The organism is Rhizobium sp. AB2/73 (assembly GCF_020871915.1).
GTDB classification, from domain to species: Bacteria; Pseudomonadota; Alphaproteobacteria; order Rhizobiales; family Rhizobiaceae; genus Rhizobium; species Rhizobium dioscoreae.
Genome location: NZ_CP067073.1, coordinates 353,570 through 374,999 on the forward strand (window position 1 = coordinate 353,570; position 21,430 = coordinate 374,999).

A 21,430-nucleotide genomic window follows, 5' to 3' on the forward strand; every position below is an offset into this window, starting at 1 on the left:
ATTTTTTCGGGAACAGATGCCTCCTCTCCTTGTTCGGGGATGGCTTTGTAGATGCTGGAGAAAGACATGCGTTCCCATTCCATTCGAGTAGCTATCGTCGGCGTCGGCAATTGCGCGTCCTCGCTGGTGCAGGGGCTGACTTATTATCGCGATGCCGAAAGCAACGAGCCCGTTCCTGGCCTCATGCATGTGGATCTCGGCGGATACCATGTTCGCGACGTCGAGATTTCGGCGGCTTTCGATATCGCCGCTTCCAAGGTCGGCAAGGATGTCGCCGAAGCCATTTACGCGGAGCCGAACAATACACAGCGATTTGCCGAGGTTGCGCCGACCGGCATCAAGGTCAATCGCGGCAAGACCCTTGATGGACTGGGCCGATACTTGAAGGACGAGATCCCGCAATCGGAAGAGCCGGTCGCCGATGTCGCTGAAATTTTGCGCCAGACGCAGACCGAAGTGCTTGTCTCCTATCTTCCGGTCGGGTCCGAGGAGGCCACACAATGGTATGCCGAACAGGCGCTCGCCGCAGGGTGCGCTTTCGTCAACTGCATCCCTGTTTTCATCGCCTCGAAGCCTGAATGGCAGCGCCGCTTTGCCGAGAGCCGCCTGCCCCTCATCGGGGACGATATCAAAAGCCAGGTGGGCGCGACGATCGTCCACCGCATGCTCGTCAACCTTTTCCGCGAGCGCGGCGTAAGGGTCGATCGCACCTATCAGCTGAATTTCGGTGGCAATACGGACTTCCTCAACATGCTGGAACGCGAACGGCTTGAATCGAAGAAGATCTCCAAGACGCAATCGGTGACGAGCCAGCTCGATGTACCGCTCGCGCCGACGGACATCCATGTCGGACCGAGCGATCATGTTCCATGGCTCGCGGACCGCAAATGGGCATATATCAGGCTGGAGGGAACGACGTTCGGCGGCGTGCCGCTCAATGCGGAACTGAAACTCGAAGTATGGGATTCGCCCAATTCGGCCGGTGTGGTCATCGACGCGATACGCTGCGCCAAACTGGCGCTCGATCGCGGCATCGGCGGCCCTCTGGTCGGTCCTTCGAGCTACTTCATGAAATCGCCGCCTCGCCAATTCACCGATCAGGAAGCCCGCAGGCGTACGCAAGCTTTCATCGAGGACCAGGAGGATGCCTTGCCCGGAGCGGCGGAATGACGACGACCTTCTTCCTTGTTCGTCACGCAGCTCATGACAATCTCGGCGCTTTTCTTGCAGGCCGCACACCGGGGATCGTTCTCGGCGAAGCGGGTCTGTCGCAGGCAAATCGCCTTGGACTGCGCATGGCGCGCGACCATCTGGATGCGGTTTACAGCAGCCCGCGCGAACGGACCCGGCAGACGGCCGAGGCAATCGTCTCCGCATGCGGGCTGGGTTCCCCGCGGATCGAAGAGGCGCTGGATGAAGTCGACTTCGGCAATTGGACAGGAAAAACCTTTTCGACGCTCGATCAAGACGCCCAATGGCGACGCTGGAACACCATGCGCAGCCTTGTACGGGCGCCGAACGGCGAAACCATGCTCGACGTCCAGACCCGCGTTTGGAATTTGATTGCAGATCTCTCCAGCAAGGCCGACGGCAAGAGGCTGGCGCTCGTATCCCACGGCGATGTCATCAAGGCGGCGGTCAGCCATGTCCTCGGCCTGCCGATCGACGCCTGGCTGAGGTTCGATGTGGCACCAGCATCCGTGACCCACATGGTCGCCGGAGATTGGGGAGCGAAAATCATCACCCTCAATGAAATGAATCCATGAAGCTTGTCGCGGGAGACCAGCATGATCAAAGCAGCTATGATTTGGAACGAGCCAAACAACAAGTCGCACTGGGATCCGGAGATAGATCCCGACTGGAGCCGGTTTGCCGAGATGGCGATACTGGCCGCCGACGCCATCGCGCTTGCGAATCCCGATCTGATCAAGGTGCTTGGCGGCATCTCTCCGATCGATCCCGCTTTCATGGACCGAATGAAGAATTGCGGCGTCCTGGACCATCTCGACGCCGTCGCGGTCCACGGCTTTCCGCTGGACTGGAATCTCTGGCAGATTGACGAATGGCCGCGAAGAATCGCCGAAATCGCTGGCGTCACCGATCTTCCCGTCTGGGTCAGCGAGGTCGGCGTATCGAGTTTTGGCGCCGAATACGTCCAGCTTTGGGGCTTGAACCGTACGGTCGAGCTGCTCAAGGGGAAGGTGCCGCAATTTCAGTGGTACAGTCTCTTCGACCTTCCGAGATCGTGGGAAGCGACGACGCGCCACAAGGAAGCCGAGGGTTCCTCCTACTATCGGCACTACTACATGGGTCTTCTGCGGGAGGACGGCACGCCGAAGCCGGCCCTTGACGCCTTCGCCCGGCATGCGCCGGAACTCGGCCTAGTTCAATGGTTCCACTTCGAAGATCCCCGACTTGACGAGGCGGTCGCCTGGATGAAGCGGCTCGGAGTGAAATCGATCCGGACAGGTCTTTCCTGGGCGGATCGTTTCCGCCCCAATGCGCTGGACTGGTTCGATCGGCAAATGCGGAGCCTTGAGGACTTCGATGTGACGGTCACTTTCTGCTTCACGCCGGAACATCGCGGCATCGCGCCTCATCATACGAGTGCACCGCTGGTGCCGGAGGAATTTGCTGAATTCTGCCGTGAAATGGTCGAACGCTATGCCCCGCATCGGACCGCTGATCGCTTCGATCGGCCGTCTTCCGCCATGACGGCTTTCTAATCATCCGTCCTCACGGTTTCCTGTCCGGACAGAACCGATCTAGCACCCGACCCATGGGTCCACGCGAATAGGCTAGCGCATGATAGCAGCTCAGCATCAGGCGAGCCCAACTCAGATAGAGAGTTGGCCAATGCATTTCACGGGCGAGCCAAAACACACGATGGCTCCAGAAACTGATGGCCAGGCGCATGCTGTAGATCATCTTGCGCCGGGCACCCAATCCATGTCTTGCCACAGTGACGCGCTTTTGAGGGCGTATGCCAAATCGCGGCAGACTCAGGCGGAAGGCCAAGCCCTCCCGCCTTTGCCGAAAACCGGCGGCTTGGGTGCTGACAACGAAGGCTTCGTCGACGGGCGAGAGGCAAATGCGTCCGGATTCCATTCCGCCGCGAATGAGCTCGAGAAGTGCTTTCGAGCGCACGATGACCACATTGGTTCCTCGCCCATCTGACGAATAGGGCTCCTGCCAGGCGTCACCGAACGAAATATCCGCTGTCTCCGCAACCACATCGTCGCAATAGTTGCAGGCGGAATTCTGGAAAAAGCCAGCGCCCCAATCGCCGTCCACGAGATTCCACCAATCTCGGGCCAGAAGCTCGCCATTTTGCAGGCTTAGGCTCGCGCGATACCAGTTGGCTGGGCGATCCGGAGATTTGGACCTGTAGTCGATCCGCTCGACATCCTCGATCCGCTGACCCATCTGCCAGCTGAAGCTCTCTGTCATGCGTGCGCTTTTCATATGGCCGCAAACGAGCCCGAGCGTGAAGGAAATGCGCTCTCGCAAGATGGGATCGACGCTGCTCAACAATCTCAAAGCTTTTATGAAGCAGGGAACGCCGACCACGGCATATCGACCTGGCGTTTTCCTGATCTCCTCGAGCACCCGCGACATCTCGACCGGATAGTAGCGCGACTTGGCGCCTGTCTGCAGCGCCTGCGGATCGCGCGAGAGCGTATAGTAAAACAAGGGTCCGTCGCCTAAGGCCGCCTCACCTCTTTCGACAACATGCGCGACGGCATCGACAAGTCCGTTGCGAAGGAGTTCGGTTGCGACCCACGTGACCATACCTCCCGAACTACCGCTGGCGCGAAAGGCGCCTTCCGCGGCATACCCGACGAATGTCGCTTCCAATCGGCCGAGCTGAGGGTCGGCTTTTTGGGCGTTAGGGAAAAGCTCTTCGGCGAGCGCATCCTCGTTTTTGCCGGCGGGAGAGAACGGGCATATCCGCGAAAAATCCGCGGTTCGATCTCGCATCCAGCCGTCATTCGCATGCGGCTTCCATTGTCCGAAACGGTCGAACTCCATATGGACGCCGTTCTCATGAGTACGCGCCGCACAGGCACCGCATCCGATGCAAAGCCCGGAGCGAATGACATCAACCGGGCTCACCCGGCGGGTATTTCCCAAGGGATCAGAATGCCTGCTCGATGACATGATTGATAAAGGTGCTGGAGTTATGACGAAGACTTTCGATATGCCGGGCGACATCCGGCCCCGGTGCCTCCGTCAAGGCCAGATGCAATTGAGACGCGAGGCTGAATTCGGATATGACACGTTCCTCGATCCCGACCATCGCCGTGAGATCGCGAAGCTTGTTCGATCGATAATCGGAGAGAACGCAGGCCAGGGGCTTTTCGTTGACCAGAGCAAATACGCAGCCGTGGAAGAAATTCGTCACCACCGCTCTGGCGCCGCCGATCAGTCGGGCGAATTCTTCCGGCCCCGCGTCGATGCGGTGTTCATGAGCCCAATTGTTCCTGTATCCGATGCTGATCAGCCGGGTATTATTCACATCCGCCCAATCACGAACCATCCGCTGAAACCAGGCCGGAAAGCTGTGCCCGTAAACAGCCGCGTAAGGGTGTAATGGCTGTTCTTTACCAGCATCGAAGATCGCTTGCGGGAACTGAAGGCACGGATCGAGCACCAATTCGGCCTCCAGCCCCAAAGCCTCGCCGAGAAGGCGCTTCGAATTCAGGTCGCGCACTGAAATCCAGGAAAAGTTACGCAGTTTCTCGGCCCAGTGGCCATTCAGCCGGCGCGCCGAATTGAAATTTCCGAAGCTGGCGGCGTAGGAGGAAAGGAGAGGCTTCCGCAAGCCTTGGCCAAAGAAGAGACCGCTGCCGCCATACCAGGGATGATGCAAATTCCAAACCTCGTCGCTGCCGACGATTACGAGCGGAAGATCTTCGATAGCCGATGGATCCTCTAGCGCGAACGGTGTGGATAGTGGCAGCCGGGAAACCGCATCGAGGAATTTGCGGATCTTCTTCCGGTAAAGCAGGTAATCTTCCCTGGAAGTTGCCGCGGGAAGTTGCGGCCGAAATGCGCAACGCCACTCCGCTAAATCCACACGTTTTGATCTGTGGTTCAGCAGCAGCGCGTCGACGCTCATTGATCGCAATCCTTCGACCAGGCAGCGCGCCTGCCAATAGGACCCATAGTTGATACAGCCATGAAACGTCAGCACACCCGCGCGGCGCCTGCCGCTGCCGGCGGCTAAGCTATTCGCGTCGACACTGCGCGCACGTCCACAGCCGGCAAGGCCGATCCCATCCGACATCTGATCTCCCATTGTCCTGCAAACGGCCATGATTGCAGCTCGTCTGAGCGCACATTTCCTGCAGCGACAGGCTTATACGTCTGCTTCGCCTTCGAACCCCGCGGATGATTGAATGTTCCCCGTCGGCGCCGACGTTCCCGTCAGGATTTGCCGAGCTTGTGCGGGCGGGATGATTCAGTCATCAGGTGTAATCGCTAGCTCGCGAGGATCAGATCGGCGATGAGCGGAAGATGATCGGAAGCAATCTTCGTCAGCTTGTTTTGTAGAACGGCAGAATCCATGACATGAATATCCTCGCTGACAAATATATGATCGAGGCGCATCAGAGGGTATCTGGAGGGGAAGGTCGGACGCGCCGGGTCTTTTCCCTGAATCTGGACATCCTTAAGGAGCCGACCGATCAGCCGATAGGTGGCGGATGCGGGAACGGCGTTCAAATCGCCGCATAGGATCGTCGCTCCCGGCTGCTCGGAACCATGCAGCCATGCGGGACCCAGCAATGTGGTCATTTGCTGGATACGGTCCCGCCCACGAAGACCGAGGTGTGTATTCACGACGTTTAATATGACATCGCCGATGACAATCTCGACTGCAAGAGCGCCGCGAGGCTCGCCTCTTGATGGCAACGGACCAGCCTTGACCGCCCTTATCGGCCAGTTGGTTATGATCGCGTCTCCATATTGCTCCTCCGCAAGTGTCAGCGTCGGATTGAAATGAGCTTCCATCTTCAAAAGCGACGCGATCATGCTTGCTTGGTCGATACGCCCTGTCCGTAAACGACAAACGTCGATTTCCTGCAGCGCCACGATATCAGCCTGTGTTTGAGCGATAACGGACGCGATCCGAGCCGGATCGACCTTGCGATCGGTGCCAATGCAGCTGTGCACATTATAAGTGAGTATTCTGATTCGCTTCTCGTTGGTCATATGTGGGGAACACCGAAGCCGCCCAGTCGTTCCGCCGAATAGCCGGCGTGAACAAAGGCAGACCCGATGACCCGGAAAGGCTTGATATGGAATGCGGCAATGGTTGGCGCGCTTTGCCTGGCGCTCTTTCTTCTTTATCGGATCCTTTCGCACTACCGTCTGGAAGAGATTGAAGCATCGCTGCGCAAACTCCCCTTCCCGTACCTTGCGGCAGCGATCCTCTGCGCGGCGGGTTCCTATATCAGCCTGACCGGCTTCGATTATCTGGCCATTCTGTCGCTTCGAAAGTCCTTGCCATATTCAAAAATTGCGCTGGCATCCCTCATCAGCCTGTCGATGGGCCATAATATTGGATTTGCAGGGCTCAGCAGCGGTGCATTTCGTTATCGCTATTATGCTCGCTGGGGCCTTAGCATGGAAGATGTCGCGAAGATCATCCTATTTTCCGGTGTAACAGTGGCCCTCGGCCTGGTAACCATCGGCGGTATCGCCTTGCTTGTCGCTTCGGAAGATATTGTGACGCTGCTGCACGTCGATGCCCCAACTCTGCGCATATTGGGTGGCGCTCTTCTTTGCGTTCCTGTGATCTATGGTATTCTGGCTAAATACCTGCGAGGGCGGCTGAACTTATGGCATTGGTCATTTGAATTGCCTCAAGCAAGGTTAGCTCTGGCACAGATTGCAATTGGCACCGTGAATTTTGCCTTCGTGTCCGCATGCCTTTACGCATTGTTTTCGGCTTATGCCGAAGTATCCTATTTCCGCACCGTCACCGCATTCGTGCTTGCCAACACTCTCGTCCTGACCACCCATGTCCCCGGAGGTCTCGGTATCCTGGAGACAACCCTGGCATATGCCGTTCCGAATGCCGCCTCGATCGGAGCATTGATCGCTTTTCGCCTGATCTACTATCTCATTCCGCTTCTGTTCGGTGGCATCACGATGATGATTACCGAACTGATTTTCAGCCAGCAATCAGCCAAACCGGAGCATGCGACGCAATCGACCCGCGACACGACGGAGGCTTGATGGCGGCCAGGGTCGTGCGGGATCGAACAGTGCCGTCCCCAAAACCGGTGTGGTCTTTCGGCTTTTCGAGTGAAGCGGCCTCAAGCCCCTTGCACCAAGATCGAGCGCCGCGATCGCACGGATAAGGGAGCCGTTTTGCTCAAAGAGCCGATCGAGCGTTTCGGAAGAACAGCCGAGAAATTCCGAAAGAAGGCTGTGACGCAGGCTGCGGATGACCCTCCTATGTTCAGCGCCTTGCGCCTCAAACAGAATGTCGCACTCCGTATCCAAACTCTCCGAGCGATGATTGAGATTCGATGAGCCAATTCGCACCAGGATGTCGTCTGCAATCAACAACTTTGAATGAACAAAAAGAGGCACCTGCCGCGTTCCATCCGGGATGACCGGATAGAAAACGCGCAAACGGTCGAACTCGTCCGCATGTTTGAGTTTTGCAATGATCCTATCCCTATTCCTATCCATGACCATCTTTTCGATCAGACCATGGGAGCGGTACGCACAGACGATCACGATCTCGGGTCCTTCTTTCTCCTTCAAACGCGCAACCAAGGCTTCGGCAATATTGAACGAGGCGAGATATTGCGTTTCGATGTAGAGATGGCGCCTCGCTGCATCGATCATCTGTTTGGCTGTGACGCTTCCGAGATTATCGCGCATCCGCGATCCTCTCGTGGGATTTGAGACGGCAAGCCTGATTGGCATGTTGGAAAGAGAAAGAGATTCTTCGCATTGCGATTCATGCTCGCAAGTACGTGCCAAGGGTTCATGCCGCTCGCCAGTTGCCGCCGCCCACCGCTGTCTGGCAATGTCAGAGACGATCCTTGCTGCCTGCCCACTTACCATGACCTGCAGGTCATGTACCGCTTCGTAGGGCAGGCCCTCGGAATCTCGTCTGCGCTGATCTCCGGCACGATGGCCGCGTGTGTCCCACCTGCGCGATGCCAGATCGATGCCGCCGAGGAACGCGACATTGTCGTCAACGCAAACAAGCTTTTGATGATGGCAGCCGAGCAACACGGGCTGAAACGCAAAGCGTAGCTGGATGCGATCATTCTTTGGAAAAGTTTTTTGAAAAAATATTCTCAAGGACTTATCCGAATAGATTGGCCCAAGTGCCCAAACCAGAATGCGGATCTGCAAATCCGGGTTGGAATGGACTGCCCGTTCGAGGGCATCTCCCAAGGTTGCGTCCGATTTTTCCGGCTCCAGCAATATTTCCGGATTAAAGTTCCAGCCAATAATCCAGATCTGCCGTTTAGCCCCGTTTAGCGCACCGGCAAGGCATGAAAAATAATTCTTGCCATTGATGAGAAAGCTCGCTTTCTCCGCGGTCCCTGACAATAATGGCTTGGCACTTTGCTGCATCGTGGCTGAAATCTGCAATTGTCGCGATTGTTTCAGGTAGTAATCGGCTTTTGCATCGACACTCACTGTCGCTAGACGACCGGTCCCGGGCGATCGTTATCTTGCCATATCCTCATCAATCACCCCTGGCATCCTTTTGAGCTCGTCTCTACAGAGATGCCAAACGGTGGAGTTTTCGAAATCTCGGTACTGCCGACATGACAGTCCCTTCCGTTCGTTCGCTGTCGATCACCGGCGATTGCTGACATGATCACGATATTGTTCCGTCTGAACGTCGCGACTGTCGAGGCCTCGTTCCCTCGAATGTTGCGCCTTATCACGATTGGACAGAACGGCATTTTCACCGACCTTGCCTTCCTCAAGTGTCGTAGCGGCGCCTGATGCGTCGCCTTTACCTTTCGATCCGCGGGAGAACTGTTTTTTTCCTGCGTGAGCCATCATGCATCTCCATCAATTTGCCAGGACTGCAGCGCTCAGCTTCGGCCCTTCGACTGGGGTCGACCGTCGCGAAAGCACCTTTGGAACATCGAACTTCCCTTTGGGTCGATTGTTCCCTGTTGGCCGGGGAACCGGCATCCACATACACGGCACGGATTTATTGTTCCGAGCCGGGAACATTCCTCGCCTGCGATAGTTGCGTTGCGGCTATTTCAAAGGAGAAAAAATGCGGGATGATGATAAAAATTCCGTCGAAACAGATCCGATTGTGTCTGCAAACGACAGTCCTCAACAAAAGAGCAGAAAACGGCGAGCGGGATACCTGATCGTGCTTGCGCTTGTGGTGATCGCGTTGCTGACACTCGCCGAATGGATACTGAACGGTACCATCATCTTTTCCAACGCGCGGTAGTCGCCGCGTAACTTCAAACAGCAGGAAACCAAGCCAAACGGAAGATACTTGGTTTCCATAAAGGCAGATCTGAAAAGGAGACCGGCATGAAGCTCGCGATCGTCACTATTGCGGTAGCGCTGGCAGCGGCGCCAGCATATTCTCAATCAACAGCGGAAAAGACAGGCGTTAATTCTCTCGTGGGGGTGGCGCCAAATACCCAAGACTTTGTCAATGAAGCCGCCAGCAGCGATATGTTTGAAATTGAATCGAGCAAGCTCGCGCTGCAGCGAGGCAATGATCAAACGAAAAAATTCGCTCAGCAAATGATTGACGATCACCAAAAGACAACGAATGAGCTGAAAGATCTCGTCAACAGTGGAAAGGTCAAGGCGACACTGCCGACGGAGATGAGTTCAAGCCAGAAGAAGATGCTGGCGCGGCTGCAGAAAATGCAGGGAAATGACTTTGTCAAACGTTACGATGCGGATCAGCGTTCTGCTCATGCGAACGCAGTTGATCTTTTCAAACGCTATGGGAACGGCGGCGAGGATGCAAGCCTGAAGGCCTGGGCCGCCAATACGAGGCCGAAACTCGAGCAGCATCTGCAAATGGCCAAGGAACTTCCAAAATAAATGGCCGCCGGGAATGAGTGGATGGCCATACCATCGGAGGTATTTTCATCCGCTCATTCGGATGTGAGACACAATCAATCGCGAAGCGATTAAGGGGTTGCGCGGAAGCGATTCGGCTCGCGACGGAGTGCGGGATATGGATGACCAACTGCATCTCGGCGATAGCGATATCATCGACATCGAAAACGACGATGGAACGCGAAAGGTCTGCGATGATGTGGCCTACCTGAAGCTCTCCATCGTCAATGTGGTTTTTCTGGGCAGACCTGTGCCGGATAGCAACTGGCTCCTCGTCGACACCGGTTTGCCGTCGTCGCAGGATCGGATATTGGCGACAGCGGCACGTCGCTTCGGTGCGACGTCCCGGCCCGCCGCCATTATCATGACCCACGGACATATCGACCACGCGGGATCTGTCGAGCGCTTGGCCGCCTTCTGGGATGTTCCGGTCTACGCCCATCCGCTCGAGCATCCTTACCTCGATGGACGTGCGTCTTATCCGCCCGCAGACCCATGGGTCGGCGGCGGAAGCTTTGCGCTCATGTCGCCCCTGCTGCCGCGCGGCCCCTCCAACCTCGGCAGCCTGCTTCAAAGCCTGCCTGCCGACGGCACCGTACCCTTCGCTTCCGAATGGTCATGGCTGCATACACCCGGCCATACACCGGGACATATCTCCCTTTGGCGCGAAAGCGATCGCACCCTCGTCGCCGGTGACGCCGTCATCACGACAGGCCAGGAATCCGTCTACGACGTAGTGACGCAGGCTCCCAGGCTGCATGGTCCGCCTCGCTATCTGACAATCGACTGGCAGGCATCGGAACAATCGGCAAAGCAGATTGCCAGCCTCGAGCCGGAACGATTGGTCAGCGGCCACGGCCCGGCGCTGGGCGGGACTGGCTTGCGCGCAGCCCTCGATACGCTGGCGACCAATTTCTGGGATATTGCCGTGCCACCGGACGGCCGATATGTCGATCATCCGGCAAGAGCCACCGACGGCACGGCCTATTGCCGGCCCTGATGGTTCGCCACGCTGCGAGACCGGCCGCGCTTTCGCTTGCTCCACCTTTGCAAGAGTCTGCAAGAACGAGGGATCGCTTGAAAAGAGCAGATCGCACCTCCGACTATTCTACCGATGCCCTCTACAAACTGCCGTTCGCCGCGGGAACAACGATTGTCTCCGGAAGTTTGAAAATGGACCGACGAGGGCCGCTTGGATATCACCACGGGATCGCCGGAGAAAGCGCATGAGAGACAGGAGTTTCGATAATGAACGTGATCCAGCTTCCGCAGGTCCGTCGAAGCGATCGCGACCCTGAACCCGAATTCCGCACAAGTGATCGTAACGGGCGTACCATGTTCCGCTTCCTGGCCGATTACCACATCGATGGACGGACGTTCGGCATCAGTTTCTGGGCCTATGATCTGGCCGACGCGGAGCGCCGCGTTGCATCCATTCGCGCCAACCTGAGCCTTCAGGGCCAGATCTTCTGCCGTATGTGAGGAGCTTATTCTTGCATTCGCAGGCGGATGTCTGCTCCAGCTCCCATCCTATATGATCCATGTCACCACCAGCCCGGCGCTCGCCGAGAATATGGCCAGAACCGTCAGCCAGCCGGCGATGTTCATAAGACGTGAATTCACATGCTCGCCCATGATCGCCTTGTTGTTCGTCATGAGCAGCAGCAATAACAAGAGAGGCGGAGTAGAAAACCCCTGAACCACGCCGGACCATACCAGAGCTTTCATCGGATTTATGCCAATGAAGTTCATCGCGACCGCGACCAAGGTTACCGCTGCGATGATGACGTAAAATCCCGGCGCCTCTCGGGCACTGGCGTTCAGGCTGCCCTTGATGCCGATTGACTGGGCGAGGTCATAGGCCGCTCCCGTCGTCATGACGGGAACCGCCAGAAATCCGACCGCTATGATTCCAGCGGCAAACAAGTATCCGGCTGCCTGCCCGGCAATTGGCTTTAGCGCTTCGGCCGCCTGCGCGGCCGTCTGGATATCCATATGCCCCTGAACATGCAGTGTCGCGCCGGTCGCCATAATGATGAAGTACATGACCAGGTTGGAGAACGTCATGCCGACAAGGATTTCCTTGCGGGACCGAGCCAGTTTCGAGCTGCTGACACCTCGTCTGGCTTTCACCGAAGTCTTTCCCTCGGCAATTTTTTCCTCGACCTCTTCATTGGATTGCCAGGTGTAGAGATACGCCGACAGCGTAGTGCCGATGATCGCCACGATGATCGAAAGAAATTCCTCGTTGAATTCGATGGATGGAATGAGCGAGCCCTTAAGAACGGCCGTCCAGTCCGGTTTCGCCAATATAGCCGCGCCTGCATAGGCCAGCAGACTAAGGGCCAGCCAGCGGAAAATTCGACGAATGAGAATGTAGGAGCCCATCACTTGCAGACAGAGCAGAATGACCGCCATCACGGCAACGATAAGGGGAACGGAAAGCGGCACGAAAAGGTTGACGGCCGCCGCCATTCCGCCCAGGTCGGCGGCAGCCTCGATCGTATTGCCGATAACGACTCCGGCCAACGCAAGATAAAGAAACCATCGGGGATAATTGTCGTGGATGACTTGAAACAGTCCACGTCCGGTTACCTGCCCGAGCTTCGATGAAAGGTACACCACCGTGAACATCATCGGCAGCGTAACGGGCGCGGTCCAGAGCATCCCGAGACCGAAGCGTGCTCCGGCGCTGGCATAGGTGCCGATTGCGGAGGGATCGTCGTCGGCCGCTCCAGAAATGAGACCGCGGCCGAGCAGGCTCACTCCTTGATGACGTTGCCTAATCGGGGATCCATCGCTCTCCTGGCGCTTCATTGCGAGACCGTCCGGACCCGCGCGGTCATGACCGGGGAGCGTCTAAGGGTTGTCAGTTCGTTATGAAACAATCGCATGAAAGATATCATTTCCGTCTAAGCGGCGAAATCGGCGGAAGTTCCGTGCGACCGGCAAATACCTCTCGCCCTTCCGATCTCGTGGAACTTTGCGGCTCTTTCGCAGTAAGGTTCATTTCCAAGGAAAGGCTGCATCATGACAGGCAAAGAACCAAAGTCCGGCGGTCCGAACATTCCTTCCAGGAAAGCGACATCGGACAATCCCGCTCCGATCCGGCAATCGAGTGAGCAAGGGGGTATGGCCCCAACCGTCCTTGAAAAAGATCTGGTGACGCCGATTGGTAAATCGGGCGTGCGCATTTCCAAGAACGATCGGAGCAAGCCGGGCACACAGGAATAAGACCGGATTCCGCATGACCGGATGAAAATCTAGTAGGCTGTCGCAGCGGAAAGCCATATGAAGCTGAACATATATCCGGCCGTCAGCGAAATGCAGATCGCAAATAGAAGAGCGAAGCACTTCGGTGACATATTGAAGCTCCTTCACTGCATTTCCCTACTTGGCAAGCATTGTGATGCGGCGTCACGCAGCTTTCGGGTGCATGATCCAAATACTTATGGCTGCATATTTATCATTTGATCCATGGGCATCATGTTTTGCTTCAGATGGTCCATGATCCAGATGGAACCGAGAACGATCAGCACGACTACCAGTATGCCGAATGCCAGTGCGAGGACGTTGTTGGTGTTGTCGGGGCCCGTGGTGATATGCAGAAAGAACACCAGATGCACGCCCATTTGCGCGATTGCGAGTACGATAAGCGCTACCGGAATTGCCGGCCCGTAAACAATATTGGAAGTGGCCAGCAAGAAGGAAGCAGCCGTCAGAATGATAGAAAATCCCAGGCCCAGGTTTGCGTTCAACACCCAGTGGCCGCTTTCTTCCGGTGGCTCGTCGCCGGGCGCATGGTCGTCCCGCAAGTTCCGCCTGTTATCATATATGTCCGTGTCGGTGTCGGAGGTACTCATTAGCGAACTCCCATCAGATAGACGATCGTGAAAATGCCGATCCAGACGATATCAAGTGCATGCCAGAAGAGATTGAAGCAGATCAATCGATGAATGATCTCGCGGCGAAATCCTTTTATAAAAACCTGGGCCATCATCGTGGCCAGCCATACGCCGCCGAGCGTGACGTGCAGCCCATGCAGTCCGACCAGCCCATAGAAGGAAGTGAGCATTGCGCTGCGTTGCGGCGTGAAGCCGCGATCGGATAGTTCGATGAATTCCAACAGCTCAAGAAGAACGAATATCAATCCCAGCAGGCCTGTTATAAGCAGGAATATAAGCGTCCAAAGTTTGTTGCGCGCGTTCGTCGCCGCAAATGACAGCATGCAGGTGTAACTCGACAATAGCAGCGCCGCGGTTTCGAATCCCACGCGTTGCACATCGACGATATCGGTAATCACCGGCCCGCCGGCCGTCGCCCCCCTTTGCACGGCGAATGCGGCGAAGAAACACGCGAAAATGATGATGTCGCTGAGCAGATAGATCCAGAAGCCGTAGCCGACAAGAATTCGCTTGTCCGCGGGGCCGGTAGCGCCCTGGCCAGTTCCCGCCGCGGGCTCCCCGGGGCCATGAGCACGGTGGCCCAGACGATGCGGGTCTTCGCGAAGGCGCCGTATGGCTTCGACGCTCGCCGGCAGGCCGGTATCCGTCATGGCAATACTCCCTGTTCTGACATTCGCGCAAGCATCGCCTCGCGAGCGGAGCGCCGGACACGGTCGACGCGCGCGACCTCGTCGGCCGAAACCTCGAATTCATGAACGTCGCGCCATGCGAAGACCACGAAGCCAATGAAGGCCGCCACGAGCGCCACGATGGCAAGCCACCAGATGTACCAGATCATCGCGAAACCGAAGATCGTGGCGAAAAAGGCCGTATAGATCCCAACGGGACTGTTCACCGGCATCTCGATCGGCTCATAATCCGGTTCGGGCGACAGTTGCTGTGATTCCACGGCGCGAAGTTTGATACCCCAATAGGCCTCCTCGCCCTCGACATTCGGCATGACGGCGAAGTTGAAAAACGGCGGCGGCGACGGGGTTGCCCATTCAAGAGAACGACCATCCCACGGATCTCCGGTGATATCCCGCAGCTTTTCCCGCTGGCGAATGCTGACCACCAATTGAATGATCTGAGCGATGACCCCCAGGACAAGAATGGCGACACCGACAACGGAGACATAAAGCCAGGGCGCCCATTCGGGAACGTCGATGTGCTGCAGCCGCCGTGTCATCCCATCAAGTCCGAGAACGTAAAGAGGCGTAAAGGTCACCCAAAACCCCGCGAAAGCCAGCCAGAAGGCTGCTTTGCCCCAACCTGCATGGAGCCGGAAACCGAATGCTTTCGGAAACCAGAATTCCATCCCCGCGAAAACGCCGAAGACGACACCGCCAATGATGACGTTGTGAAAATGCGCCACCAGAAACATGGAATTATGCGTCAGGAAGTCCGCTGGCGGTATGGCGAGCAGGACGCCCGTCAACCCGCCTATGGTGAACGTGAAGATGAAGCCCATCGACCATAGCATCGGCACCTCGAAACGAACCCTTCCGCCATACATCGTAAAGATCCAGTTGTAGATTTTGACGCCGGTGCCGACGGCAATGATGCTGGAGGAGATGCCGAAGAAGGTGTTGACCGCGGCGCCGGCCCCCATCGTGAAGAAATGGTGCAGCCATACCAGCATCGAAACGATGCAAATGAACATCGTCGCCGCCACCATGGAGCGATAGCCAAATAGCGGCTTGCCGGAAAAGGTCGAAAAGACTTCTGAAAAGATGCCGAAGGCGGGCAAGACGAGGATGTAGACTTCCGGATGTCCCCACGCCCATATCAGGTTCACAAACATCATCGGATTTCCGCCCGCCGTATTTGTGAAATAATGCCATCCGACATAGCGATCGAGCGTCAGCATGGCGAGCGTTGCCGTCAGGATCGGAAAGGCTGCCACGATCAGCAGGCAGGAAGCCAGCGCGGTCCAGCAGAAGACCGGCATTCTGAGATAGCTCATGCCCTGGCACCGCATCTTCAATATCGTCGTGACGATATTGATGCCGGTTATCAGGGTACCAATGCCGGAAATCTGCACGGCCCAAAGATAGTAGTCGACGCCCACGCCTGGCGTATAGCTCGTCTCGCTGAGGGGCGGATAGGGAAGCCACCCGGTGCGGGCGAACTCGCCGATGAAGAGCGACACATTCACCAGCAGCGCACCGCTGGCCGTCAGCCAGAACCCGACCGAGTTGAATGTCGGGAAGGCAACGTCTCGCACGCCGAGCTGCAGCGGCACGAGGAAATTCATGAACCCCAAGACGAGGGGCATGGCGCCGAACAGAATCATGATCGTTCCATGCGCGGTAAATATCTGATTATAGTGTTCGGGCGGCAGGTAACCGGGGGCATCGATCGCGACCGCCTGCTGGGTGCGCATCATGATCGCATCGGCGAAGCCACGGATGAGCATGACGACACCGAGCAGGCAATACATGACGCCGATGCGCTTGTGATCGACGCTTGTGATCCACTCTCGCCATAAATAGGGCCACCATCCTCTTACGGTGACCAGAATCAAGACCACGACGGCGATGAGGATGACGGCGATGGAGGTGATCAGCGGGATCGGCTGAGACAGGGGAATCGCCGAGAGCCCGAGTTTTCCCAACATGTTCAATCCTTTCCGCCAGTAGAAGTCTCGCGACCCGCATGTTGTGGGGACTCGGCCTCTGGACCGGGACCTGGCGGAATCGTCTGTTGAACAATGGCATCGAAAAGCCCGGGATCCGCCAACCGATAGGTCACAGGCTGAACGCGCTCGCTCTGCTGTAACAGCTTGCCATAGGCATCCCGATCGAGGGGAAGGTCGGTCGCCTGAGCGCTCTTCATCCAGGTTTCAAACTCGGCATCCGGAACGCTTCTGACCTCGAACTGCATGTCCGAGAAACCGTCGCCGGAAAATTGAGCGGATATGCCCCGCAGGCGAGCGGATTCATCCGACTGAAGGTGCAGTTGCGAAATCATGCCAGGCATGGCGTAGATCATCGATCCAAGCCGAGGCACGAAGAACGCGTTGAAGACGCTCGCCGACGTGATCGAAAAACGTACCGGCGTGCCGGTCGGGATCACGACTTGATTGACGGTGGCAATCCCGTTTTTCGGATAGATGAAAAGCCATTTCCAATCGAGCGAGACGACCTGCACCTCGAGAGGTGGCTTGGTCGATGATAGCGGCCTGAACGGGTCGAGCCTGTGCGACCCGATCCAGATCAGACCGCCAATGAACATGATCGTCAGGATCGGAATTGACCACACGACAGCCTCGATGCGTCCGGAATAGGACCAATAAGGGAGATATTCCGCTCGGGGATTAGAGGCGCGATAACGCCATGCCATCCAGAACGCCAGCAGGATGGTCGGAACCACTATGGCGAGCATGATCACTGTGGCGTTGATCAGAATCGAGGCATCACCGGCGCCTACGGGGCCGACCGGGTTCAGTACCGCTACGGAACATGAGGAAAGGCCGAAACTCAACAGGCAGAAGGCCGCGCCGTGCCATCCGCGAGCGGACGGCGATTTTGGATTTTCCAAGCCGCTCATTCTGGATCGTCCTCTCCGTTGCGGCTCCCCGAACTTGCAACGTGAGGGATTGTTCCATCCAAAATGTCGTCTTACCGCATTCAGCGCGCCGCCGTTTTCGTAGCGCTGCAATTCCTAGCTTCAGGTCAGATGATCAGCGATCGATTTGCGTGGGAACAATCGTATCGACAGACACCTCGCCATCCAGCACGCCGCGTTTGAGGTCGGTTCGACCGCGAGCAATCTCGATCACGGTATAAAGCTTATCATCGCGAAATGCGCTCGCATTGCTGGTCGTCACATCTTCGGCAGGGGCCGCATCGACTTCCATAAAATCAAGCTCATTGCCCGCCGCCACGATGCGCGCGTCGCCTGCCGTCCTAGCCGCCACGACAACCGTGCCATGATTGGGGGCGTTGTCCCAATGCGGATCTTCCAGAGCGGCGATGGGTTCCAAACGGTAGATATTCAGAACCTCCCCGATATCGGTCGCTGAAGCAATGGTTGCCGCATCCCGAAGCTGACTCTGGCTCTCGACCGATCGCCCGAAGGTTGTTCTACTGGTTGCATTATTGACGTCGTCGGTGCCTGTTCTCGAAACATTCGACATGACATTCCTCGTTAGTTCCTGCATCCGTGTTCCCTAACCGCCTTGCAATCGAATTGGTTCCCGCCTTTCCAGTGCCGCGCCTCGACCATCACGCTCAGCAATGAACCCGAAAAGAAACGATACATGATTCATTCCGTGGTTGCTTTTTCGACCAAAGCTCCACTTTAACTGATTTCACGTTCCGGCACTCCAACTCCAAGGAATCTCGACTTGACCAAACTCAGCGCAAGACGTTTTCCCACCCATCCGCGGCACCTTTATCGCCGACGCGCGTTGAGTGAATGCAAAATTGACGTCAGGCAGTGGGATCGGCACATTCTCTTGCCAATTCCTGGCCAGATGGCGTTAACGGAGGGAAATGACAATGGAACTGAAGCCGTGGACGATCCAATCATCGCGGCAGATCCTAAAGGATCGGTGGATCGACGTGAGGGCCGACGACTGCGTAACCAGTGAAGGTCACCTGATCTCTCCCTACTACGTGCTTTCATACCCTGATTGGGTGCACGTCGTCGCAATTGGTGACGACAGTTCAGTCTTGTTGCTGGAGCAATACCGCCACGGACTGAATATCATATCGCTCGAAGTTCCCGGTGGAGGAATAGACGCGGGCGAAACGCCTTTGGAAGCGGGTAAGCGTGAACTTCTTGAAGAGACCGGCTTCGAGGCTCGCCATTGGCAATATTGCGGGCGCCTTGCACCCAATCCGGCCATGCAAACCAACTATAGCCACATCGTTTTAGCGACCGGGCTGACGGAGCGCCAAGCGCAGATGAACGATCCTTCGGAACGTGTCGTACTGCGTCAGCTGCCTTTGATGGAAGCGGTAAACAAAGCCCTGACGGGTGGAATCTGCCAAGCCATTCACACCTCTGCCCTGCTGCTTGCCCTTGCGCGAGGAAACCTTCTGAAGATCACCACTTAGGCACGGAACCAATGGAAGGGACATGCGCGATTGACTATCGATAATCTTTAGAGCCCGCCGCCCACAAACGGAACGGATAGCCCAATGGGCAGTTCTATGAGAGCGCGATCTTCGCGCTCCACGAATCGGTCGATAAAACGCATGCGCATTCTGACTTGGCTGTGCCTGGCCGCCCTGCTGGCCGCCCCCGTGATCTGGTTCGTGACGGAACCTGCCATGCCTTTTGCGACGGGTGATCCTCGCCTTCAAGATAACGGCGATCCGGCGCGGGGCCAGCTTATATTCGTCGCCGGCGACTGCGCATCCTGCCACGCCACCCCAGGCCAGAAGGATCGTCTGAAATTGGGCGGCGGTCTCGCACTTGCATCGCCTTTCGGCACATTTCGTGCACCCAATATTTCATCCGATCCCGTTGATGGCATCGGAAAATGGAGCGCCGTCGATCTCGCCAATGCCTTGATTGGCGGCGTTTCCCCGCGACATGAGCACTACTATCCGGTATTTCCCTATCCCAGCTATACGGGCATGCGGCTCGAGGACATCAGGGATCTAAGGGCCTATCTGAGGACGCTGGCTCCGGTTTCCGGCCGCCCGCCCCCACATGATCTGTTCTTTCCATTCCGCATGCGCCGCCTGCTGGGCTTTTGGAAATTGCTGTTCTTCCGTGAAGGGCAGACGCAAGGACCCGTCAGCAGCGATCCTGTCCTGGCTCGCGGACGCTATCTGGTCGAGACCCTGGGCCACTGCGCGGAATGCCACTCGTCGCGCAATATGTTCGGTGCGATAAAGCCAGAAACACGGTTTGCCGGCGGTACCGATCCCGAAGACACAGGCTTCGTTCCCAACATCACGCCGAGCCGGATCGGAAATTGGTCCGAAGCCGACATCGCGGAAATGCTGAAGAGCGGCAACACGCCGAACCATGGCCGCGTCGGCTCGTCCATGGCCGAGGTCGTCACCAACATGGCGATGTTGCCACCAAGCGATCGCGAAGCCATCGCGCGTTACATCAAGACCCTGCCTCCTCGGCCGACACCGCATCCCTGAATGGGATTAATGGGTGTAGAGATAGGCGGCGACATCCCGGGCCTCGGTTTCCGAGATCCCTGTCTTCGGCATCGCCGATTTGGGTGAAAAATCCTGCGGCGACACGATCCAATGAACGAGGTTATCGCCCGTATTGTTGACGACGCCGGCGATGTAGACCCGTTTTTGAAGACCCTCCAAAGTCCCGCCCACCTGACCATCGGCACCCGCTATGCCGGGGATTTGATGGCATCCGGTGCACCCATATCGACGAAAGATCGGCGGTGCGCGGGAGGGATCCCCGCCCTCGGTCAGCACGCGTGCAACCTGCAATCGCTTCTGCTGAGTCTTTGCCATGTTCGTGCCAATCAGAGCGCAAAGCACTGCAATGGCTGCCGCGCCCAGCCAGATGCTGCGATATCTATAAAGGGCGGATGCGTGGGACATGGCCCGCTCCCCTGCCGGCATTTGCTATCCACAGGGCTGCCATCGCGAGTGCCGCGCCCGCGTAAATCGTCCCGGCTGGAATCCACATGACCATCCCGGCGAGCTGCTGATCCTCGAGCGGCGTAAGCCCCCATGTTTCCGCAGCATGCGTCTGCGCGACAAAAAGGACGCGCGGCGCAAGTGCCATCAGCGCACCGAGTGCTCCAGTGTGCAGCATGGTCAGGAACAGATGCCACGCCGCGACGCCGTGATTGCTGCGCCAGAAGATCGACCACCAGAACAGGATAGCGGTGGCGAAGAAGCTCAGATGCTGGAGGCGATGCAGCGTGACATCGCCAACGGCGGCATCGAACAGGATCGGCGCATGCCAGGCCCATATGGCGACAGCATGCAATAAGGTAGCATTGGTTCCTCCGCTCAGCCAGCGCCATGCGACCCGCGCGGAGTTCTGTCTCATCGCCCTCCCCGTCCAGCGCCTCAGCCGATCCGGCAGTCCCCAGAGAAGCATGCCTGCCGGCCGCGCGATGACGATCATCGGAGCGGAGATCGCCATAATGATTTCGTGCTCGATCATATGAAAGGTAAAAAGCTGCTCTCCGAGCCAGTGCAACGGAGACAGCAGCGCACCGGCGAGCGTCAGCCACCCGGCCCAATAGCAAACGGCGCGCTTCGCCACGACGGGCCTGCTCGTTCGAGCGCGTCGCCTCAGCCTCCAGCAACCCCGGCCGTAAAGAAAAGCCGCGACCGCTAACGGTGTCACGATCCACGGGTCGATCGTCCAGACCGAATGAAAGAGGTGCGCCTCCGCGCCATGGGCGGCAGCCTCCCGCCCCGTCATCAGCAGGATCATGAGGG

24 protein-coding genes are annotated in these 21,430 nt (G+C 57.2%); 11 read left to right on the plus strand and 13 right to left on the minus strand.

The features are described 5' to 3' along the window. Positions 1 to 66 precede the first annotated feature (66 nt). From I8E17_RS27620 to I8E17_RS27630, 3 genes are read left to right on the plus strand one after another with little or no spacing between them, the layout of a single operon-like run. Positions 67 to 1,170 (plus strand): inositol-3-phosphate synthase, encoded by a 1,104-nt coding sequence (locus tag I8E17_RS27620; protein WP_069614296.1) that lies wholly within the window; start codon positions 67 to 69, stop codon positions 1,168 to 1,170. Further along, positions 1,167 to 1,766, plus strand: coding sequence for a histidine phosphatase family protein (locus I8E17_RS27625; RefSeq protein WP_113397945.1), 600 nt, complete (start codon positions 1,167 to 1,169; stop codon positions 1,764 to 1,766). The genes I8E17_RS27620 and I8E17_RS27625 overlap by 4 nt, the downstream gene beginning before the upstream one ends. Positions 1,767 to 1,787: 21 nt before the next feature. Beyond that, positions 1,788 to 2,726, plus strand: a complete 939-nt coding sequence (locus I8E17_RS27630) for a beta-xylosidase (RefSeq protein WP_069614298.1) — start codon at positions 1,788 to 1,790, stop codon at positions 2,724 to 2,726. Between the two features lie 10 nt (positions 2,727 to 2,736). On the opposite strand, the gene I8E17_RS27635 is transcribed toward I8E17_RS27630, so the two are convergent. The 3 genes from I8E17_RS27635 to I8E17_RS27645 form a co-directional block, all read right to left on the minus strand. Beyond that, positions 2,737 to 4,032: a Coenzyme F420 hydrogenase/dehydrogenase, beta subunit C-terminal domain gene (locus I8E17_RS27635; protein ID WP_069614299.1), complete on the minus strand. Its 1,296-nt coding sequence runs from the start codon at positions 4,030 to 4,032 to the stop codon at positions 2,737 to 2,739. A gap of 106 nt (positions 4,033 to 4,138) precedes the next feature. Then, positions 4,139 to 5,290: a polysaccharide pyruvyl transferase family protein gene (locus I8E17_RS27640; RefSeq protein WP_113366114.1), complete on the minus strand. Its 1,152-nt coding sequence runs from the start codon at positions 5,288 to 5,290 to the stop codon at positions 4,139 to 4,141. A 194-nt stretch (positions 5,291 to 5,484) separates the two neighbouring features. After that, entirely contained in the window at positions 5,485 to 6,216 is a 732-nt protein-coding gene (locus tag I8E17_RS27645; protein WP_113366113.1) for an endonuclease/exonuclease/phosphatase family protein, read from the minus strand. A gap of 66 nt (positions 6,217 to 6,282) precedes the next feature. Here I8E17_RS27645 and I8E17_RS27650 point away from each other — a divergent pair, with 66 nt between their 5' ends. Next, positions 6,283 to 7,245, plus strand: a complete 963-nt coding sequence (locus I8E17_RS27650; RefSeq protein ID WP_113366112.1) for a lysylphosphatidylglycerol synthase domain-containing protein — start codon at positions 6,283 to 6,285, stop codon at positions 7,243 to 7,245. Here I8E17_RS27650 and I8E17_RS27655 read toward each other — a convergent pair. Together I8E17_RS27655 and I8E17_RS27660 are read right to left on the minus strand one after the other, a co-directional pair. Further along, the gene (locus tag I8E17_RS27655) at positions 7,192 to 8,676 is read right to left on the minus strand and encodes a phospholipase D-like domain-containing protein (RefSeq protein WP_229002253.1); all 1,485 of its coding nucleotides are present in this window, start codon (positions 8,674 to 8,676) and stop codon (positions 7,192 to 7,194) included. The two genes, I8E17_RS27650 and I8E17_RS27655, sit on opposite strands and share 54 nt — an antisense overlap. Positions 8,677 to 8,838: 162 nt before the next feature. Continuing rightward, on the minus strand, positions 8,839 to 9,048 hold the full coding sequence (locus tag I8E17_RS27660) for a hypothetical protein (protein ID WP_112722076.1): 210 nt from the start codon (positions 9,046 to 9,048) through the stop codon (positions 8,839 to 8,841). A 226-nt stretch (positions 9,049 to 9,274) separates the two neighbouring features. Here I8E17_RS27660 and I8E17_RS27665 point away from each other — a divergent pair, with 226 nt between their 5' ends. The 4 genes from I8E17_RS27665 to I8E17_RS27680 all read left to right on the plus strand — a co-directional run bounded on the left by I8E17_RS27665 (position 9,275) and on the right by I8E17_RS27680 (position 11,574). Then, positions 9,275 to 9,460: a hypothetical protein gene (locus I8E17_RS27665; protein WP_069614303.1), complete on the plus strand. Its 186-nt coding sequence runs from the start codon at positions 9,275 to 9,277 to the stop codon at positions 9,458 to 9,460. An 86-nt stretch (positions 9,461 to 9,546) separates the two neighbouring features. Continuing rightward, positions 9,547 to 10,074 (plus strand): DUF4142 domain-containing protein, encoded by a 528-nt coding sequence (locus tag I8E17_RS27670; RefSeq protein ID WP_113366110.1) that lies wholly within the window; start codon positions 9,547 to 9,549, stop codon positions 10,072 to 10,074. A gap of 136 nt (positions 10,075 to 10,210) precedes the next feature. Further along, positions 10,211 to 11,092: an MBL fold metallo-hydrolase gene (locus tag I8E17_RS27675; protein WP_112722075.1), complete on the plus strand. Its 882-nt coding sequence runs from the start codon at positions 10,211 to 10,213 to the stop codon at positions 11,090 to 11,092. A 248-nt stretch (positions 11,093 to 11,340) separates the two neighbouring features. Then, the gene (locus I8E17_RS27680) at positions 11,341 to 11,574 is read left to right on the plus strand and encodes a hypothetical protein (protein WP_113366109.1); all 234 of its coding nucleotides are present in this window, start codon (positions 11,341 to 11,343) and stop codon (positions 11,572 to 11,574) included. 48 nt (positions 11,575 to 11,622) lie between these two features. Here I8E17_RS27680 and I8E17_RS27685 read toward each other — a convergent pair whose 3' ends face one another. Beyond that, entirely contained in the window at positions 11,623 to 12,909 is a 1,287-nt protein-coding gene (locus tag I8E17_RS27685) for a divalent metal cation transporter (protein ID WP_113366108.1), read from the minus strand. A gap of 213 nt (positions 12,910 to 13,122) precedes the next feature. Between I8E17_RS27685 and I8E17_RS27690 the strand changes: the two genes are divergently transcribed. Then, positions 13,123 to 13,326 carry a hypothetical protein gene (locus I8E17_RS27690; protein ID WP_113366107.1) on the plus strand — a complete coding sequence of 68 codons (204 nt, stop codon included), beginning with the start codon at positions 13,123 to 13,125 and terminating at the stop codon, positions 13,324 to 13,326. 215 nt (positions 13,327 to 13,541) lie between these two features. Here the strand turns inward: I8E17_RS27690 and cyoD are convergent, their stop codons facing one another. From cyoD to I8E17_RS27715, 5 genes are all read right to left on the minus strand, one after another. Next, positions 13,542 to 13,955, minus strand: a complete 414-nt coding sequence (gene cyoD / locus I8E17_RS27695; RefSeq protein ID WP_113366106.1) for a cytochrome o ubiquinol oxidase subunit IV — start codon at positions 13,953 to 13,955, stop codon at positions 13,542 to 13,544. Next, entirely contained in the window at positions 13,955 to 14,647 is a 693-nt protein-coding gene (locus tag I8E17_RS27700; RefSeq protein ID WP_113366105.1) for a cytochrome c oxidase subunit 3, read from the minus strand. Before I8E17_RS27700 ends, cyoD begins: the two co-directional genes overlap by 1 nt. Then, positions 14,644 to 16,656, minus strand: a complete 2,013-nt coding sequence (locus I8E17_RS27705) for a cbb3-type cytochrome c oxidase subunit I (RefSeq protein ID WP_113366104.1) — start codon at positions 16,654 to 16,656, stop codon at positions 14,644 to 14,646. Before I8E17_RS27705 ends, I8E17_RS27700 begins: the two co-directional genes overlap by 4 nt. Positions 16,657 to 16,658: 2 nt before the next feature. Next, positions 16,659 to 17,588: a ubiquinol oxidase subunit II gene (gene cyoA / locus I8E17_RS27710; protein ID WP_083258258.1), complete on the minus strand. Its 930-nt coding sequence runs from the start codon at positions 17,586 to 17,588 to the stop codon at positions 16,659 to 16,661. 133 nt (positions 17,589 to 17,721) lie between these two features. Beyond that, positions 17,722 to 18,177 (minus strand): hypothetical protein, encoded by a 456-nt coding sequence (locus I8E17_RS27715; protein WP_113366103.1) that lies wholly within the window; start codon positions 18,175 to 18,177, stop codon positions 17,722 to 17,724. A gap of 364 nt (positions 18,178 to 18,541) precedes the next feature. Here I8E17_RS27715 and I8E17_RS27720 point away from each other — a divergent pair, with 364 nt between their 5' ends. Next, entirely contained in the window at positions 18,542 to 19,102 is a 561-nt protein-coding gene (locus tag I8E17_RS27720; RefSeq protein WP_229002254.1) for an NUDIX hydrolase, read from the plus strand. A gap of 141 nt (positions 19,103 to 19,243) precedes the next feature. Beyond that, on the plus strand, positions 19,244 to 20,149 hold the full coding sequence (locus I8E17_RS27725; RefSeq protein ID WP_113366101.1) for a cytochrome c: 906 nt from the start codon (positions 19,244 to 19,246) through the stop codon (positions 20,147 to 20,149). A gap of 6 nt (positions 20,150 to 20,155) precedes the next feature. Here I8E17_RS27725 and I8E17_RS27730 read toward each other — a convergent pair whose 3' ends face one another. Then, on the minus strand, positions 20,156 to 20,575 hold the full coding sequence (locus I8E17_RS27730) for a c-type cytochrome (RefSeq protein WP_113366100.1): 420 nt from the start codon (positions 20,573 to 20,575) through the stop codon (positions 20,156 to 20,158). Next, positions 20,550 to 21,413, minus strand: coding sequence for a cytochrome c oxidase assembly protein (locus I8E17_RS27735; protein WP_229002277.1), 864 nt, complete (start codon positions 21,411 to 21,413; stop codon positions 20,550 to 20,552). Before I8E17_RS27735 ends, I8E17_RS27730 begins: the two co-directional genes overlap by 26 nt. Positions 21,414 to 21,430: the final 17 nt, after the last annotated feature.